General features: G+C 43.8%; 15 protein-coding genes. 10 read left to right on the top strand and 5 right to left on the bottom strand.

Annotation, left to right across the window (positions count from 1 at the left end):
- The first annotated feature begins 93 nt into the window (after positions 1 to 93).
- Positions 94 to 1,041, top strand: a complete 948-nt coding sequence (locus FM038_RS16650) for a LysR substrate-binding domain-containing protein (protein ID WP_142874457.1) — start codon at positions 94 to 96, stop codon at positions 1,039 to 1,041.
- A gap of 73 nt (positions 1,042 to 1,114) precedes the next feature.
- On the opposite strand, the gene FM038_RS16655 is transcribed toward FM038_RS16650, so the two are convergent.
- Positions 1,115 to 1,468 carry a septal ring lytic transglycosylase RlpA family protein gene (locus tag FM038_RS16655; protein WP_142874811.1) on the bottom strand — a complete coding sequence of 118 codons (354 nt, stop codon included), beginning with the start codon at positions 1,466 to 1,468 and terminating at the stop codon, positions 1,115 to 1,117.
- Positions 1,469 to 1,711: 243 nt separating this feature from the next.
- Here FM038_RS16655 and FM038_RS16660 point away from each other — a divergent pair, with 243 nt between their 5' ends.
- Positions 1,712 to 3,079 (top strand): cytochrome D1 domain-containing protein, encoded by a 1,368-nt coding sequence (locus FM038_RS16660; RefSeq protein WP_142874458.1) that lies wholly within the window; start codon positions 1,712 to 1,714, stop codon positions 3,077 to 3,079.
- Between the two features lie 99 nt (positions 3,080 to 3,178).
- Here the strand turns inward: FM038_RS16660 and FM038_RS16665 are convergent, their stop codons facing one another.
- A complete protein-coding gene (locus FM038_RS16665; RefSeq protein ID WP_142874459.1) occupies positions 3,179 to 5,569 on the bottom strand; it encodes a TonB-dependent receptor in 2,391 nt (796 codons plus the stop codon).
- A gap of 734 nt (positions 5,570 to 6,303) precedes the next feature.
- On the opposite strand from FM038_RS16665, the gene rsgA reads away from it, so the two are divergent.
- Together rsgA and FM038_RS16675 are read left to right on the top strand one after the other, a co-directional pair.
- Entirely contained in the window at positions 6,304 to 7,443 is a 1,140-nt protein-coding gene (gene rsgA, locus FM038_RS16670; RefSeq protein ID WP_142874460.1) for a ribosome small subunit-dependent GTPase A, read from the top strand.
- A 185-nt stretch (positions 7,444 to 7,628) separates the two neighbouring features.
- Positions 7,629 to 8,894, top strand: coding sequence for a BamA/TamA family outer membrane protein (locus FM038_RS16675; protein WP_142874461.1), 1,266 nt, complete (start codon positions 7,629 to 7,631; stop codon positions 8,892 to 8,894).
- Positions 8,895 to 8,966: 72 nt separating this feature from the next.
- On the opposite strand, the gene FM038_RS16680 is transcribed toward FM038_RS16675, so the two are convergent.
- Positions 8,967 to 9,233, bottom strand: coding sequence for a hypothetical protein (locus FM038_RS16680; protein WP_142874462.1), 267 nt, complete (start codon positions 9,231 to 9,233; stop codon positions 8,967 to 8,969).
- A 406-nt stretch (positions 9,234 to 9,639) separates the two neighbouring features.
- On the opposite strand from FM038_RS16680, the gene FM038_RS16685 reads away from it, so the two are divergent.
- Positions 9,640 to 10,044, top strand: a complete 405-nt coding sequence (locus FM038_RS16685; RefSeq protein WP_142874463.1) for a hypothetical protein — start codon at positions 9,640 to 9,642, stop codon at positions 10,042 to 10,044.
- Positions 10,045 to 10,092: 48 nt separating this feature from the next.
- Here the strand turns inward: FM038_RS16685 and rsmS are convergent, their stop codons facing one another.
- The gene (rsmS, locus tag FM038_RS16690) at positions 10,093 to 10,290 is read right to left on the bottom strand and encodes a pleiotropic regulatory protein RsmS (RefSeq protein ID WP_142874464.1); all 198 of its coding nucleotides are present in this window, start codon (positions 10,288 to 10,290) and stop codon (positions 10,093 to 10,095) included.
- Positions 10,291 to 10,405: 115 nt separating this feature from the next.
- Positions 10,406 to 11,101: a type 2 periplasmic-binding domain-containing protein gene (locus tag FM038_RS16695; RefSeq protein ID WP_142874465.1), complete on the bottom strand. Its 696-nt coding sequence runs from the start codon at positions 11,099 to 11,101 to the stop codon at positions 10,406 to 10,408.
- Between the two features lie 299 nt (positions 11,102 to 11,400).
- On the opposite strand from FM038_RS16695, the gene FM038_RS16700 reads away from it, so the two are divergent.
- The 5 genes from FM038_RS16700 (at position 11,401) to FM038_RS16720 (ending at position 14,105) form a co-directional block, all read left to right on the top strand.
- A complete protein-coding gene (locus FM038_RS16700) occupies positions 11,401 to 11,640 on the top strand; it encodes a hypothetical protein (RefSeq protein ID WP_142874466.1) in 240 nt (79 codons plus the stop codon).
- Positions 11,641 to 11,865: 225 nt separating this feature from the next.
- Positions 11,866 to 12,075 carry a hypothetical protein gene (locus FM038_RS16705; protein WP_142874467.1) on the top strand — a complete coding sequence of 70 codons (210 nt, stop codon included), beginning with the start codon at positions 11,866 to 11,868 and terminating at the stop codon, positions 12,073 to 12,075.
- A gap of 99 nt (positions 12,076 to 12,174) precedes the next feature.
- A complete protein-coding gene (locus tag FM038_RS16710; RefSeq protein ID WP_142874468.1) occupies positions 12,175 to 12,891 on the top strand; it encodes a tRNA (adenine(22)-N(1))-methyltransferase in 717 nt (238 codons plus the stop codon).
- Positions 12,892 to 13,004: 113 nt separating this feature from the next.
- Positions 13,005 to 13,520, top strand: coding sequence for an NUDIX domain-containing protein (locus tag FM038_RS16715; RefSeq protein WP_142874469.1), 516 nt, complete (start codon positions 13,005 to 13,007; stop codon positions 13,518 to 13,520).
- Positions 13,521 to 13,655: 135 nt separating this feature from the next.
- Positions 13,656 to 14,105, top strand: a complete 450-nt coding sequence (locus FM038_RS16720; protein ID WP_142874470.1) for a universal stress protein — start codon at positions 13,656 to 13,658, stop codon at positions 14,103 to 14,105.
- Positions 14,106 to 15,297 lie beyond the last annotated feature (1,192 nt).

Consider the following 15,297-nt stretch of genomic DNA (forward strand, 5'->3'; position numbering starts at 1 on the left):
AAACTAATACAAAATAAATATATCTCCCCCTTCCAACTATATTCATATTGATATAACTTAATGGCATCACAATGATTACTACGAGGCAGTGCCATGGATCCCAATACATTAGAGAGACATTTAGTCTCTAGACTCAAGTTCAAATACTTACGATTGCTAGTCACTGTCGGTGAGCAACAGAATATCTTCAGAGCCGCACAACTGCTCAATATGGCACAGCCCGCCGCCACTAAAATCATTCGTGATATTGAAAATGCGTTAGACCTTAGGTTGTTCGACCGTTCCTCCCGTGGTGTGGTGCCGACTATGTATGGCGATGTGTTAATCAAACATGCAAAGCTGGTACTTTCTCAGGTAAAACATGCCAGTGAAGAGTTATCGACACTGCAGGGGGGTCTGTCAGGTCGTGTTACCGTCGGCACCCTACTCGCCGCCAGCGCCACTTTACTGCCTAAAGCGATTGCTAGACTCAAAAAGGAAAGGCCTAATGTGTCGATTGTGATTGTCGAAGGTACTGCCGATAAGTTGATGTCTGCATTGAAGATCGATGATATCGATATCATGGTAGGCCGTATCTCAGAGTTTTCTGATGAGGAGCAACTGACCAACGAAGTGCTGTATAAAGATCCGGTATCTTTGGTCTCCCGTGCGGATCACCCATTACAATCAAAGACCGATTTAAGCCTCAAAGATCTGCTCAAATATGAATGGATCTTGCCGCCAAGAGAGACATTGCTTAGAAAAGAGATCGATGACATCTTCCATCGTGAAGGGCTTAATGTTCCAGCCAATGCGGTAGAGTCGGTATCCATATTGGTAAACCGTACCTTGCTCAAAGAAACCGATATGATCTCCACCCTTCCCGACCAAGTGATCAAGACTTATGCTGAAATTGGTTTGTTAAAGAAACTGCCGATAGACTTAGGGACTGAATCTGGACTTATAGGCATTACGACCCGAGCTAACCGAGAGCTTCCCCCCGTTTGTCAGTCACTACTCGAAGCACTCAGAGAAGAAGCTGAGCTAATTAAACAAGGTTAATTCAATTGAGTGAAGTTAGGGCCCAAGACCTGGGCCTTACATTCCTTTTAATCCATTTTTTATCCTGCTCCAGCTAGTCTATCACTTCTATTTTCACCTCTATGACACCTGAGTCTAAGTTACCGATAGCCGCAAAGGCCGAGCGAGAAAGGTCGATAATCCTTCCCTTAATAAAAGGGCCCCTATCATTAATTTTAACGATAACGCTTTGACCATTTTTGCGATTGGTGACTCTGACTTTCGATCCAAATGGCAGTGTCTTATGCGCGGCGGTATCTGAGTATTGATTAAATCGCTCACCACTGGCCGTCTGCCTAAACTGATATTTCATGGCGTAAAAAGACGCCTTACCCGATTCGGTGTAGCCGATAATGTCAGCGGGACTCTTCATCGGTACACTCGAGCAGCCAGTCAGCACTGAAAGCATGAAGAGAATGGATATGATGGTCAATAAATACGGTATTTTTGAAGCTATTCGCACAAGATTTTCCTGAATGTTATGGCCAAATATTGAAGTCTGTTTTTTATGACCTATTTTTTTGTGCTGCAGTATGCCTAACAAAGACTATCTCAAGGATGAAGTGAGTATTAACATTTATTGAGATGAAAAACCGGCAGATAAATACTGACGCTATAATTAGCATAATGCAGTCTCAGCGGAGAGATAATTTTGAGTCAGACAACCTCTATTCAGCGACTAATTCAACAGCCGGTTAACCCGTCAGTTCAACAGCTATTAAAAAAAGTAAGTCAGCGACTATGCGCAGTCCTCTTGCTAGGACCACTCTTTTTTGTCATCAATCACACTCAAGCGGAGCAACTTGGTGATCCTGTAGAGGGTAAAAACAAAGCTGTTCTTTGCGCGGGTTGTCATGGATTAGATGGTATAGGCCTAAGTTCAGAGTACCCCAACTTAGCTGGTCAAAAACAGGCTTACATCATCAAACAACTTGAGGCTTTTAAACTGGGCCACAGACAGGAAGCCACCATGCAGGCCATGGCGTCAAGTTTAAGCGGTGATGATACAGTGAACCTTGCAGCTTATTATTCACAACTCACAATCTCCACATCAGCTCAGATCTCCCAGCCTGTATCTGAGATAAGCCAATCAACTCCTTCACTTGCTTGCTCAATGGCAAACTTTGAAGCCACACAAGCTGAGTTTCCCGAAACCATATTTGTCACCATGAAAGGCTGTGGTGCCATCGAGACTTTTCCTTCCATGAGCACTTGGGAAGGCGGGCCGAATATGCTTTACACTGCCATATCACCAGATGGCAAGCATCTCTTCTCCACCAGCCCAAGCAGCGGCAAGTTGTATGTATTTAACGTCAAAACCGGTAAAAAGGTTGCCATTATACCTGTAGGAAAAGCCCCAAAAGGGGTAAAGGTTCACCCTGATGGCAAACAGGTTTATGTCAGCAATGAAGCTTCATCCACCATCAGCATCATAGATATCGCTTCAATGAGTGTCATCCATACCATTGCTGTACCGAAGGCCCCACACAATGTGAGGTTCACTGAAGATGGTTCACTGGCCTACGTGACACTTCAAGGCGGCGCAGGTATTGGCGTTATCGATACCGCTCAACAAAAAATGGTCAAAGTGATCCCAATTCCTGGGATCACAGGTCCTCACAATCTCGATTTATCCAAGGATGAGAAAATCGCCTACGTGCGCGACTTTGTCCAGAATGTGGCGGTGGTCGAGCTTGCAACGGCTAAGGTATTAAACGTGATCAAAGTGGGTAATGGCCATGGCGGAATAGATGTCGCGCCCGATGGCAGTTTTGTGGCTACAGCAGCCATAGGTGATAATAAGATTTCAATCATAGATACAGTCAGTTTAACGACTCAACATCTTGTTGTCGGTGAAGGGCCCCACGGGATCCGTGCCAGTAAAAATAGCCAATGGATCTATGTGACATTAACCAAAGATAACCAAGTACTCGTCATCAATGCTAAAACCTTAGCGATTGAGAAGCAGTTTCCGGTAGGTAACTTTCCATTCTGGATTGCCGTTAATGGCAATCCTTAACTCGTTAATTGGGATATCGCTGATGGTGTGATGAAATGAACAGTTGAAAAATAATCGAGTCCCTAAGCACTAAATCCTAGGGACTCGCTCTTTCAGTATTTAGAAATTATAAGAGAAAGTCACACCGTAAGTACGCGGTGGCTTATAAGCGTTATACACAGTGTCATCCCAGGCAGCATACACAGTGGTCGAACCGATATTGAGCTCATCGGTCAGGTTCTTACCCCATAACTGTAAGGCCCAAGTATCATCGAAGCTCTTCAAAGTCAGTACCATGTCGACGCTAAACTCTGACTCCACCTGAGTTAACGGATCATTGGAGTTATCGAAGAAGTATTCATCTTGATACTGGTAGTTAATGCGCGCACTGGCATCACCTAAGCTTTCAACTTCCCACTCATAGTTAGCGTAGATATTGAAGGTATGCTCTGGTGCTCGGCGCATGGCATTGCCTTTGTAGTTCTCATCTTCGTTAACGATAAAGTCATCGGTAAACTCAGAGTTGAGGTAACCATAGCTGCCATTCAAGCTTAGGTTTTCTGTCAGCAGGGCTATCATCTCCAGCTCTACACCCTTAGCAACACCGCTCCCGTTCATGGTTTGTAGGTTATCTGGGGTGTTCTCACCCGTTTCAACCCAAACTTGGTTCTGCATATCGGTATATTCGGTGTAGAAGATGGCACCATTTAATCTGAAACGATCCTCAAAAGACTGGGTCTTAAAGCCAATCTCATTATTCCAGGCAATCTCAGGAGCGAAAGGCGTCACTGCTTCAACCGCTTTTTCCATACCTTCGCCATTAAAACCACCTGCTTTATAACCTTTAGCGAGTGAATAGTAAAAGAACATGTCACGGGTCGCCTGATAATCGACATTTAAACTCGGTGTCCACTCAGACCAAGAGTCCGTCGTTGTGACTTTGTAGCTCTCTACGCGATTGCCATCCATATCTTCATGTAAGTTATCCCAGTTATCGAAGCGGCGTCCTGAAGCGCCTGCGGTAAACTCTTTATCATCACGGCTGTACCTTAAACCTGCCGTTACAGTCAGCGCATCGGTAAGCTCATAAGAGGCCTGACCAAATGCCGCATAGCTGGTCGTGGTGTTATCGGTGGTGTTTGCGACATTACCCGCGGTTGTACCCCACTGGGTATGGAACCAATAGTCCACGTCTTCCTGGCGGCTAATATCTTCTTGCATAAAGAACAGGCCACCTAACCAGCTAAACGCGCCATCGCCACTGGCAAGACGAAACTCTTGGGAGATCTGCGAGGACTGCTCAGCCTTATTCGATAGCCATTCATCATCTGGCTGCAGCGCTGCCAACTCCTCATCTGAGCCGACGGTGTTATCGGCAGGGTCACCCCAAGGGTCGAAAACCTGTGAACTGTCGACTAAACCTGCAGCGGCATTTTCATAGATGTCATATTCGTTATCACGGTAGGCAGTAATTGAGGTGAATGTGCCCACATCGGTAAACCAGTCTAACTTCATGCTTAGGCTGTCTGTTTGTGAGTTTTCATGACCATCTATACTGTTTTCATCACGGCGAGGATCATCACTGATAAAGGCTGCATTTCGCCCAGCACTGTAACCAATATGCTTAACACGCGGCACACCTTTCGATTGAGAGTGACCGGCAGAGAATAGGATCTCGAGATCATCAGCAGGTGTATAAAGCAGTTGAGCGCGGGTGGAGTTTCTATCTAAAGAGTCGGCATCATTACCTGTATAGGTATTCTCACCATAGCCATCACGCATATAACCACTATAGGCCATCTTGCCCGCAAGGTTATCTGACAAGCCACCGGTCACATAACCTTTAGCTTCCCATAAACCATAGTTACCCATGGTCACTTCACCACTGCCTTCCGCCTCATCAAACTGTGGCTTCTTAGTGATAAAGTTAATTGCGCCCCCCACCACGTTCTTGCCGTAAAGTGTACCTTGTGGTCCGCGAAGTACTTCGACACTTTGTAGGTCATATAGATCCATCGCTGAGGCGGTGCCTCGAGACACGTACACGCCATCGACATACATACCGATAGCAGCGGCGGCACCCGCACTCTCAATATCACTACCTATGCCTCGCATAAATAGTTCAGGCTCGCTCGATGTGTACGCATTCATCTGAAAGCCAGGTGTGCGTCCGGCGATATCATCTAAACCCTCGATTTTGGCTTCTTTCATCTGCTCAGCACTAAAAGCGGTAATGGCTATCGGGGTTGATTGCATGCTCTCGACGCGGTGACGAGCGGTAACCTGAATAACTTCAATGGCAGGAGCTGCATTTCGCTCAGCCTCCTTTTCTGCTCTGGCTTTCTCTGCGGCGTCATGATGTTGCTGCTCAACCTGTTGATGAGATGTTTTGTCTTTATCTTGTGCAATCGCTATTGTTGAATATGAACCTATCGCTAGCGCAATGCCAAGCGCTATAGGATGCATTCGATTCGGTGCTTTATTTGTGGTTAGGTATGCCGTATCAGTCATTGGTTGCTCCCCCCCATCTGTAGGGTATTTATTGTTTTAATTGAGTCGCGACAGTGTCAATCAAGACCGCACACTAATCACTCACCTGCAACCAACCTACGATAGCGCGTCATATCTTAGAAATAATATGTTTCTGGTTTGTTATATCTTAATTGTTATACGGTAATGAATTCAATCATTGGAGAGTCAAGCTTCATAAAATAGCCACACAGCATTGATTTACCCATGAATTATCATCATTCATCACCATATATAAATGGTCCGATAATCTAGTTTATTCGTTACTTAGTGGCCGTTAAAAACGCCATTAAAAACAGCTGTCAACAAACACTTAACTTACACCGATCAGGGGGGAATCAAGCGAGCGTCACAAGGTAAAAAGGAAAGCTAGAGGCATAGTTAAAAACTTGCTATGGTGTGCCCATATGTTTATATGGCTTTGTTCACACTGATTTGAATAAACCTGCTCCCCACACATTTTATAGGAGATTGATTGATGATTGTTTCACAGCTTAACTGGGCAACAGCGCTATAATTTAAGTAGTTTATTTAATTACACCGTTTTTTACTTAAATTTTTTAGGCCACTCGCGCTTATTGCCCGGTTGTTTCTATTGCTACTCTTATTCTAACAAGACGTTAGAAAGTAGCCGATAACACCGGGATCTCAGATATACCTCAGGTTATTAGGATCCCCTGATCGATTCAGTTCAGGCGCTTTGCGCTGGGATAAAAATGAAAAATTTAAACCGATTTTCAACCATCAAATCTAAATCAGCCTCAAGTTCAATCTCTAGTGATAGCCAATCTGCTAGCAAACTTGCTATCAAGTCAGAAAAATCGAACGATGCACTCACCCAACTAGGTTGGCGCCCTTTCTTTGCTCAACAACTTGTTGACGAACAAAGTCGTCACTTTCTACCTGCAAAGGTGATGGCCTGTCACCGAAATAAATTTGAGATACAGACTGAGGCGGGTGAGCTAACGCTGGCGATCACTGCAAAGATGCTCGATATTACTGTTGGTGACTGGATACTGTTGAATGAAGATAATCACTTTCAACAACGCTTAGCAAGGCACTCTCTATTTAGCCGTAAAGCACCTGGCAGTAAAGTTCAGACTCAATTGATAGCCGCTAATGTCGATACGGTATTTATCGTCTCATCATTGAATAAGGATTTTAACATGAGCCGTATTGAACGTTATATCGCTTTAGCTAATGAAGCTGATGTCACGCCTGTATTCGTGCTCACTAAAGCCGATCTTTGTGATGACACTCAAGCCTATATCAAACAGATCTTAAGTGTTTTTCCACTCGCTATGGTAGAAGCTGTCAATGCACTATCGCAAGAGAGTGTCACATCACTACAAGTCTATTGCGGTCCGAACCAGACTGTCGCTGTAATGGGCTCTTCCGGTGTAGGTAAATCAACACTCATCAATAGCCTATTGGAAGATACTGCACAATTAACGTCTGAAATTCGAGAAGATGACAGTAAAGGACGCCACACCACCACAGGTCGCTCTTTACATCAAATGCCATCAGGAGGATTACTGCTAGATACACCGGGTATGAGAGAATTACAGTTGGCAGATTGTGAGCATGGAGTCAGTGAAACCTTCGAAGAGATCACCCTGTTAGCACAACAATGCCGCTTTGGTGACTGCCAGCATCAATCAGAGCCCGGCTGTGCGGTACAAGTGGCAATAACCAAGGGCGAGCTAGAAGTTAGACGTTTAATGAGTTATCAAAAGTTGCTTCGAGAGCAAGCATTAAATACGGCAACGTTAGCCGAGAAGCGGGCCAAAGATCGCAGTCAAAGTAAGTACTATCGTTCTGTGCAAGATGGCGCGAGAAGCCTGAAGGGAAAATAGTCCCTTTTGCTCAATGCGAGCCATAATACCGATTGGTACTTATTACTCAGCCAATGAGGGCGCTTCCTACAAGCGCCCTTTTTTATAGCGATTGGTATTACAAGCAAAAGACGAAAACAATACAGTTACTTAAATAAAACAAACTGCTAACCTATAATTTCAATCTGTGGTTTAGGAGGATATCAATGCCATCAATTAAGCCGTTAACCCTGTGTGCTTTAACACTCATTAAGTCCCTGTCATTGACGAGTGTGGTACTTTATAGCTTGATGACTTCGCCACTGAGCCTAGCTCAAAGTTCGCCTGAAACAGAAGTAAAACCTCAAAGCATCAACCCTAATCTTCAAACTGCGAGAGAAACCCATCAGAGCACCAGCACAGGCTCCTATGGTGTCAACAATATCATCCCAGATTGGACACCGGATCTGCGTGAGGAAGACACTAAACTAAAAGCACAGAAAGGTGATTTTGTTGCAGTACCAGTCCCTATTGCCGATCCAACCATAGGCACAGGTCTGGTCATCGCTGGCGCGTATTATTATGGACAAACCGCAGCAGAAAAAGCGGTTCAACCCGCATCGACGACGCAAGCTGTTGCAGCTTATACGGATAATGACAGCTATGCCTATGGGCTCATGCAGCAAAACTACTGGGATGAAGATAAGTGGCGCTTCACAGGGGCCGCCGCTTACGTCGCACTCAAGTTAACCCTACTCGACAGTAAATATACACAGAGCGGTAAAGGACTGGATTGGAATATTGAGGGCACCCTACTCAAAGGTCAATTGCTTCGCAATGTTGGTGAGAACTGGTTTGTGGGTGGACAAGTACGCTTGATTAATAACGAACAGACCTTTTCGAGTAGCGGCGAAGGCCAAAATATAGAAGGTAATACAGAAGACGAAATCGGCAAGGCTAAAGCCAATGGCGTTGGCGCACTCATCCAATACGACACGCGAGATAACCAAACCAACGCCTATTCAGGGCAGCGTTTCGAATTCGATGCCATGTTCAATGATGAGCTCTTGGGTAGCAGTAACACCTACCAATCTTATCTGGCTCGTTATCGCTATTACTACCATCTATTTGAGCCATTGGTGCTAGCATTTGAAGCTAGGGGTTGTGCTAAATACGGTAATGCGCCTCTTTGGGATTATTGCACTGTCGGGCTACGTGGTTTCTCAGCGACTAAATACCTCAATAAAGCCTCATCTTCGGGACAGATTGAAGCGAGATGGAAAGTGTTTGGGGATTTCGGTTTGGTCGGATTTGCAGGAGGCGGTTTCGACTCACATGAGATATCTGAGCTTTGGGATAATGACATGATCCGCAGCTACGGTATGGGCATTCGCTATATGGTACTCGACTCACAGAGAATCAACTTACGCTTAGATTACGCTCGCTCTGGAGATAATGATGCTATCTATGTCTCGGTTGCAGAAGCGTTTTAGGTAAAAGTAGAACCTAGGGGCTAGGTTCTAGGTTCTAGGTTCTAGGTTCTAGGTTCGGAAAGATTAAAGGTTTTACCCCATCAGATTTACCGTTTGTGCACAAAATTGCTTGAGCCTTCCCCATAGGTTTAGCTTATACAAATTAGTTGCAGGCTTTGGGTTAGAGGATAGACGTTGCCGATAAAGCGCTCTGCTCTCTCGACTTTCACGGCGATCTTGGGCGCGGTTTGCCACTTCAGCGAAACGTTTACGCTGGGCAAGTGTCATACTGGCCATAAAACTTCTAAAAGGGGTTTTAGGTAGTTGAGCACTAAGATTTGCCTTAGGTGTGCCGCACATACTCCCTCCAATATACAAGGAACCCTCGCTTAAAAAATGGCAAGGTATTATACCGATTGGTATTAGACCTATTACCAGGTCATAAGCCGCTTAGTTAAGTAGACCTGAAAAACCGTTAGTATATTTCCTGATCTCCTAGATTTCTTCGTTCCTACAGATAGGAACCATCATTATTTTGCCATTTCTCGCCATATTACTGACAGATTGAAAGCAAAATATTTACTATTTGATTTCATTAAAGACCAACCGCAACACAGTTTATTTATCATATATTTCAATAAATTATCACTAATTGATTTTATACTAGAATAAGCCTGTTCCCGATTGAATTATGCGATCAGTTTCACTAACCTTTCTCCCATTGTTGGCGCTAATCCCCATCGGTATTAGCTATAAAAGGTAAAACATGAAACCAATTCTCTCTATATTCATTCTGTCCGCGTTAGTGACATTAACCAGTTCAACTGCAACGGCTGCGCCTCAAGTCGGTGTCATGATAGGTAGCGACTCTGGCATAAATGCCAAGTTTGGCGATATAAAATTGGGAGTGGGACTGGATAAGTTTTCAATCACAGCAGATAAGATGATTAACTTCAGTAACACGCCGCATTTCTATTATGGGTTTGGCGGTAAGATTGCCGATATCAACTCGAGTAAACATGATGTAAAGCTGGGCGCCAGGGCCATATTCGGTGCACAGACCTCAGTCGAGAAATTCACATTTTTCGTCGAAGCTCAGCCTATTCTTTATATTATCGATGATGTGAAGGTAGAGTTAGAAGCGATAGCAGGAGTACGTTATCAGTTCTAATAGCAGAAAATAATCCTTAGTTATTGATTAGCCGCTGTTATTCGTTTTTTAGAGGGTATTTACTTTCTTCTCAAGATCGCTTTGGACTATTTTCAAGGCGGATAGCGCGGTCTTAGGATCTATGCCATTACTCTCAAACAGATAAATCAAATCCACAGCAAGTTTCACATCATCCGGAGCGCTATCTATCGCAGAAGGTTTCGTCTCTGTAGTTTCGATTGATACTTGTGTGGGTTTTAATGGCATGACAACGAGCCTGATAATGACAGAGAATAAGAGCCAATAGGGTAATTCAATGTGGGGGCTATATCTATGATTATCTGGGCTGATAAGCGTTAATTTAACAGTGCAAAAATGAGGTTTAATTGATAGCGAGCCGCTGATATCCGCCACTTTCAAGATATGCCGCAGCCATGGATGCTTGTTCACACTTCAAGTTCAACCAAATCCCAACAGGCAACTCCCTAAATATACTAGAAGAGAATTGGTACGTTTCAGGTGAGATATTCAACGACTTCATAATCAAGGGTCCAGAGATACTGTCACCAAAGGCATAGTCTACCCGCCCCCTATCCAGTAACATCAAACCTTGCTTAACGGTTTCTACGTTAAAGATCTCCATTCCTGCATCCGTCATATCCTTGCCGATACCATCACGAGAAAGTGCTCTTAAATAAGCGACCTTTTTACCTTCAAGTTCAGTCAAGGTATCCCATTTAAAGGCTGACTGCTGACGATGTCTAAATAAACCAAGTCTGATTGGCTCTTCGCCCAAGCCAATAATAATACTATTATCATCAGGCTTTAATGGCGGATAGAAACTGGCACACCAGTCTCCTTTTTGAACCAGTTTATGGGCCCGAGCGGGTGACCAATATGCAGGCACAGGCAAAAGGTCGCTGCCCTTTAGCGAATCACTTAATAGAGCAAAAGCGATCCCATCCCTAGGTTCACTCTTTGATGTGAACGGCGGATAATCGATGGCGATAACCGACAATTGAGCTGCTGAAGCACTGAGCACGCAGAAATAGATAAATAACACACTCAGTCTGAGCATTAACCCCCCTTGTTTACACACGTGACTTGCTGCTGACTTGACTAAAAGCACAGCTTAAATTTTCTTTTATTGAGTAATACAAATAATAAAAAGGCTTAGTAGGACTAATCATAGTACTTATATTTAATAAGTTAGTGCCATAAACAAAGTAACCCCGTTCATGAATTCATTACAATTTGAAGCTTAACGGCGCTCAAATACTCTTCAGATGACGAAAAGAGGTTTCGCAATCAACGAGCCTAAGGATATACTCGAACTCAGCCACAAGATGACTTTCATAAAATGACCAAGAAGCCCTTATGACCAAAGAGACACAGAAGCTAGATTTTTCAGCGATAAACAAGACTACAGCCAAATCGTTTAATGAACAGAAAAACCTTATTAAACGTCTATTTAAAGGCAATACAGTATTGTGTGAAACGTGTAAACAACCGCTTAAGTTGGTTGTTCCCACCGATATAAAACAAACTGGCAAATATGGCGTTTTTTGTAAGAAAGGCTGTACTGATATTGAGCTAGAAATTGAAATGGTACTGTAAGTCATCAGTCCATTTTCATTCCTCATACAATGTCCAAACTAACAAGCCCTTTAAGGGCTTGTTTTATCTTGTTTCTATTGCCACATCTTGTACATACAGCCACCTGTCTAGGGTCAACTATAGCTCTTAACAAAGACTCGTTATATCAAACCAAGCAAAGCTTATAGTGAAAAGCACCTATTTAATAATAGCTTCGAGTCAGAACAGATTCAGCATCAATGGCAAGTGAATCAAGGTGAAGCAGCTCCTATACTCTCAATAGAAGATATTCAGAGTTACCTTAATAGCTTGAAACAAGGCTCAGCAGTTAACTCGCAAGCGGACCATGAACTTAATCAAGCGCAATATCAAATTGAAACCACTGCATGGGTAAGCAATGAGGAGAGCTTAGGACTGCGCATCCTACATTTAATCGATATCATCAAGCTAATGTAAGCCTACTCCCCCTCTTTGCCCCTTTTCTCCACAACAGCTAAGATCCACGATACAATAGCAACTAGCACCACGCCCCTAGTATCAGAAGTCGAGTAAATCGTGAAAGTTAGCCTGCGCCTAAGCCAAATAGACAAGTTAGTGACTAAACATTATGACCATATCTGGGATTGCTGTTGCGATCATGGTTTTTTAGGTGCAAAACTATTGCAACGCAATGCAGCCCAAACGATCCACTTTGTCGATATGGTAGAGGAGTTAATGCTTGAGCTGGCCTCTAAGTTACAACAATTTTCGTTGCCTCATTCCAAAGCTGAGACTGATAAGAGCCCCAAGTGGAAAGTCCACTGTATCGATGTCGTCACCCTCCCTCTGAAAACATACAGGGATAGTGAAACCCACTTGATCATTATTGCCGGCGTCGGTGGCGATCTACTGATCCAGCTAGTCAGTCAAATCTTGACTCGTCACCCAGACAAGCACCTCGAGTTTATCCTCTGCCCGGTACATCATAACTATAAGGTCAGAGAGGCTATGGCTCAGCTACAGCTGGGATTGGTCCATGAATGCTTACTCAAAGAGAACAAACGTTTCTACGAGATCATGCACCTTTCCACTCAGAGCCAAGTGTCACTCTCAAAGGTGGGCTCGCACATGTGGGATCTATCACGGGCTGATGACAAGCTGTACTTAGCAAACACACTTGCCCACTATCAGCGCATACAAAAAAATGTACACACAGATAATGAGCAGATAGCCAAGATCATTGCTCACTATCAAGAAATAACAGAGCAAACCGCTTACATTGAAGCCGTTTAAAGCCCGTCTAATTCAGACAAGTTCAGACAAAACCACAATGACGCTAGCGATGCGCCTATTATTAAAATGATAAGCGGCTATTGCATCATATTTACCCTTTACTGAGAACTAGTATGCGCCACTTAAGAACCACCACCCACCCTGAACTCAGAACAACTGAAGGAAAAACCTTCAACCGTAATGCTGCTCGCGGCATTATATTAGATGGTGAGAATATTTTGATGCTCTACACCGAACGCTACCATGATTACAGTATTCCTGGCGGTGGCATCGATGATGGTGAGTCCATTGAAGAGGGCTTGCTTCGAGAGCTTGAAGAGGAAACTGGGGCTAAGCATATTGAAGTGATGCGCGAGTTTGGCCTGTATGAGGAATTTCGCCCTTGGTACAAAGCTGACTTTGATATCGTTCACATGCTGTCCTATTGCTTCGTGTGCAACATTCACCCCGAGCTAGGTGAAACCAAATTAGAAGAACACGAAATTCAAAATGGTATGACGCCTGTTTGGATCAATATTCATGAAGCCATTAAGCACAATGAACACACCATAGCCAACAGCCCTAAGAAGGGGATGTCTATCGAACGTGAGACCTTTCTGCTCAAGTTAATTGTCGAAGAGTTGCTATAGCGTGAAATGAGCAGTAAGAATTTCTTAACTTCTGACTAAGTTATATTCAATATTACAAATCTCAAAATAGCTTACTATTTACTGTATTAGCCTTACTCAATAGTAAGGTCAAACAGATAAATAGGCAGGTTCAAGATGAGTTATAAACATATACTTCTCAGCGTGGCTTTGAATAAAGACAGCTATAAAACCTTAGAAAAAGCAGCCGATCTGGCCAAACTCAATAATGCAAAGCTCAGTCTTATCCATATCGACCTAGATATTCCTCACACTTATGAAGGCATGCTTGGGTCAGACTACAAAGAACAAGAGAGTATAGTCCGTGAAGAATCTATAACCTCCATGAAGCGGTTGATTGACTCGTTAGACATTGATGTAGCGCATCACTACCCGATACAAAAACAGGTGATCAACGCTGGCGATCTCGACAATGAGATCTTAGATTATATCGACAAGCATGACATTGACCTGCTTATCATGGGGCATCATAAATCAAACTTCTTAAGCCAGTTTTTTATCTCACCCACAGAACCTGTGATCCGTAATATGCCTTGCGATCTGATGTTCATTAAACTCGACAACTAAGCTAGCTAGCCTTCAAATGAAGGCTGATTACATTTTCTGATTTAGCTTCTGGCTGAGTTGGTATTGAGTAGTGAGTTTGAAAGTCGTTCTTTCATTGCTATCTATCACCTGCAGTGGGCGCATGTGTAAGTAATCTCTTCGATTGGAGTTTTGGTAGTAAGCCTAAGCTTTAATTGGTTGATAAATTTTACTCTGACCCGATTAATGCTTTGAAAGATAAGACAGACATAACTTTGCCCATGCGTCATACACATTATTTAAAGCAGAAGTATCACCACGGAGCGCTTCGCTACACGGAGAACACGGAGGTAAAGATTGAGCTAAAAGTTGAGAGTTGCAAAGGCTTTAGCTGTTGCCTTTCTCCGTGCCCTCTGTGTTCTCCGTGGTGAATCGCTTTTATTCATTTTTTAAATCTCTTTTGAGTTAGTGCGGGTAATCTAGCTCATTTATGCCCCAAAGTGAGCCAGCCTTCGAATGAAGACTTATTACATTGTCGTTGATACTTCCGTCTTTCCGGCAGAGATTTTGAGCCGGAATCCAGCACTTGTTGGATGGTTTGTTTGAAGGTCGTACCTTCAATGTAACCAAACGCCTGTCCGGCGAGGTATGTGTAGTTACTTCTGCGAAACGCCGCAATCACATCCCTGTGGGCTCTACCAAAACATTTGACCGCCACAGATGGTGGAAATGCCGAAAAATGTAGGGAACATTTTCGGCCATGTTTTGGAAACATGCAGCCGCACCTACACTGAGGTTTTCACAAGCAGACTATCTCTTCAGTTTAGGCTTATGGCTAGTATCCCGTAACTCATCTCTACCCCAAAGTGAGCCAGCCTTCGAATGAAGACGGATTACATTTTCTGATTGAGGTTGTGGCATCATTGATACTTGGAAGCGTGTTTGAAAGTCGTACTTTCATGGCAACCTAACGCTTCCCAGCGGGGGCTATGTAGATACTTCTGCGAAACGCTGTAAATATGTCCCTATACGCTCTGCGATTTCATCCCTGAAATCGAAGCTCGCAGCCGCATATATGGACCCATCCCGTTTGCAAGACATTTGATATCAATTATGAGAAGAGTTCATTGCACCCATATATTCGGCCTATTTATGAGGTTAACCTCTGGCCCTGATGGATATGTGCCTCTACTTTCCTTATCATCCCTGCGGCTTCTTTAGAGCCTATGCTGTC

It is taken from the genome of Shewanella eurypsychrophilus, assembly GCF_007004545.3.
GTDB classification, from domain to species: domain Bacteria; phylum Pseudomonadota; class Gammaproteobacteria; order Enterobacterales; family Shewanellaceae; genus Shewanella; species Shewanella eurypsychrophilus.

Coding starts and splice junctions, on each gene's coding strand:
- FM038_RS16700 (WP_142874466.1), top strand. CDS start 11,401: ATGACCAAAGAGACACAGAAGCTAGATTTTTCAGCGATAAACAAGACT.
- FM038_RS16665 (WP_142874459.1), bottom strand. CDS start 5,569: ATGACTGATACGGCATACCTAACCACAAATAAAGCACCGAATCGAATG.
- FM038_RS16680 (WP_142874462.1), bottom strand. CDS start 9,233: ATGTGCGGCACACCTAAGGCAAATCTTAGTGCTCAACTACCTAAAACC.
- rsmS (WP_142874464.1), bottom strand. CDS start 10,290: ATGCCATTAAAACCCACACAAGTATCAATCGAAACTACAGAGACGAAA.
- FM038_RS16720 (WP_142874470.1), top strand. CDS start 13,656: ATGAGTTATAAACATATACTTCTCAGCGTGGCTTTGAATAAAGACAGC.
- FM038_RS16685 (WP_142874463.1), top strand. CDS start 9,640: ATGAAACCAATTCTCTCTATATTCATTCTGTCCGCGTTAGTGACATTA.
- FM038_RS16715 (WP_142874469.1), top strand. CDS start 13,005: ATGCGCCACTTAAGAACCACCACCCACCCTGAACTCAGAACAACTGAA.
- FM038_RS16695 (WP_142874465.1), bottom strand. CDS start 11,101: ATGCTCAGACTGAGTGTGTTATTTATCTATTTCTGCGTGCTCAGTGCT.
- FM038_RS16650 (WP_142874457.1), top strand. CDS start 94: ATGGATCCCAATACATTAGAGAGACATTTAGTCTCTAGACTCAAGTTC.
- FM038_RS16655 (WP_142874811.1), bottom strand. CDS start 1,468: ATGCTTTCAGTGCTGACTGGCTGCTCGAGTGTACCGATGAAGAGTCCC.
- rsgA (WP_142874460.1), top strand. CDS start 6,304: ATGAAAAATTTAAACCGATTTTCAACCATCAAATCTAAATCAGCCTCA.
- FM038_RS16675 (WP_142874461.1), top strand. CDS start 7,629: ATGCCATCAATTAAGCCGTTAACCCTGTGTGCTTTAACACTCATTAAG.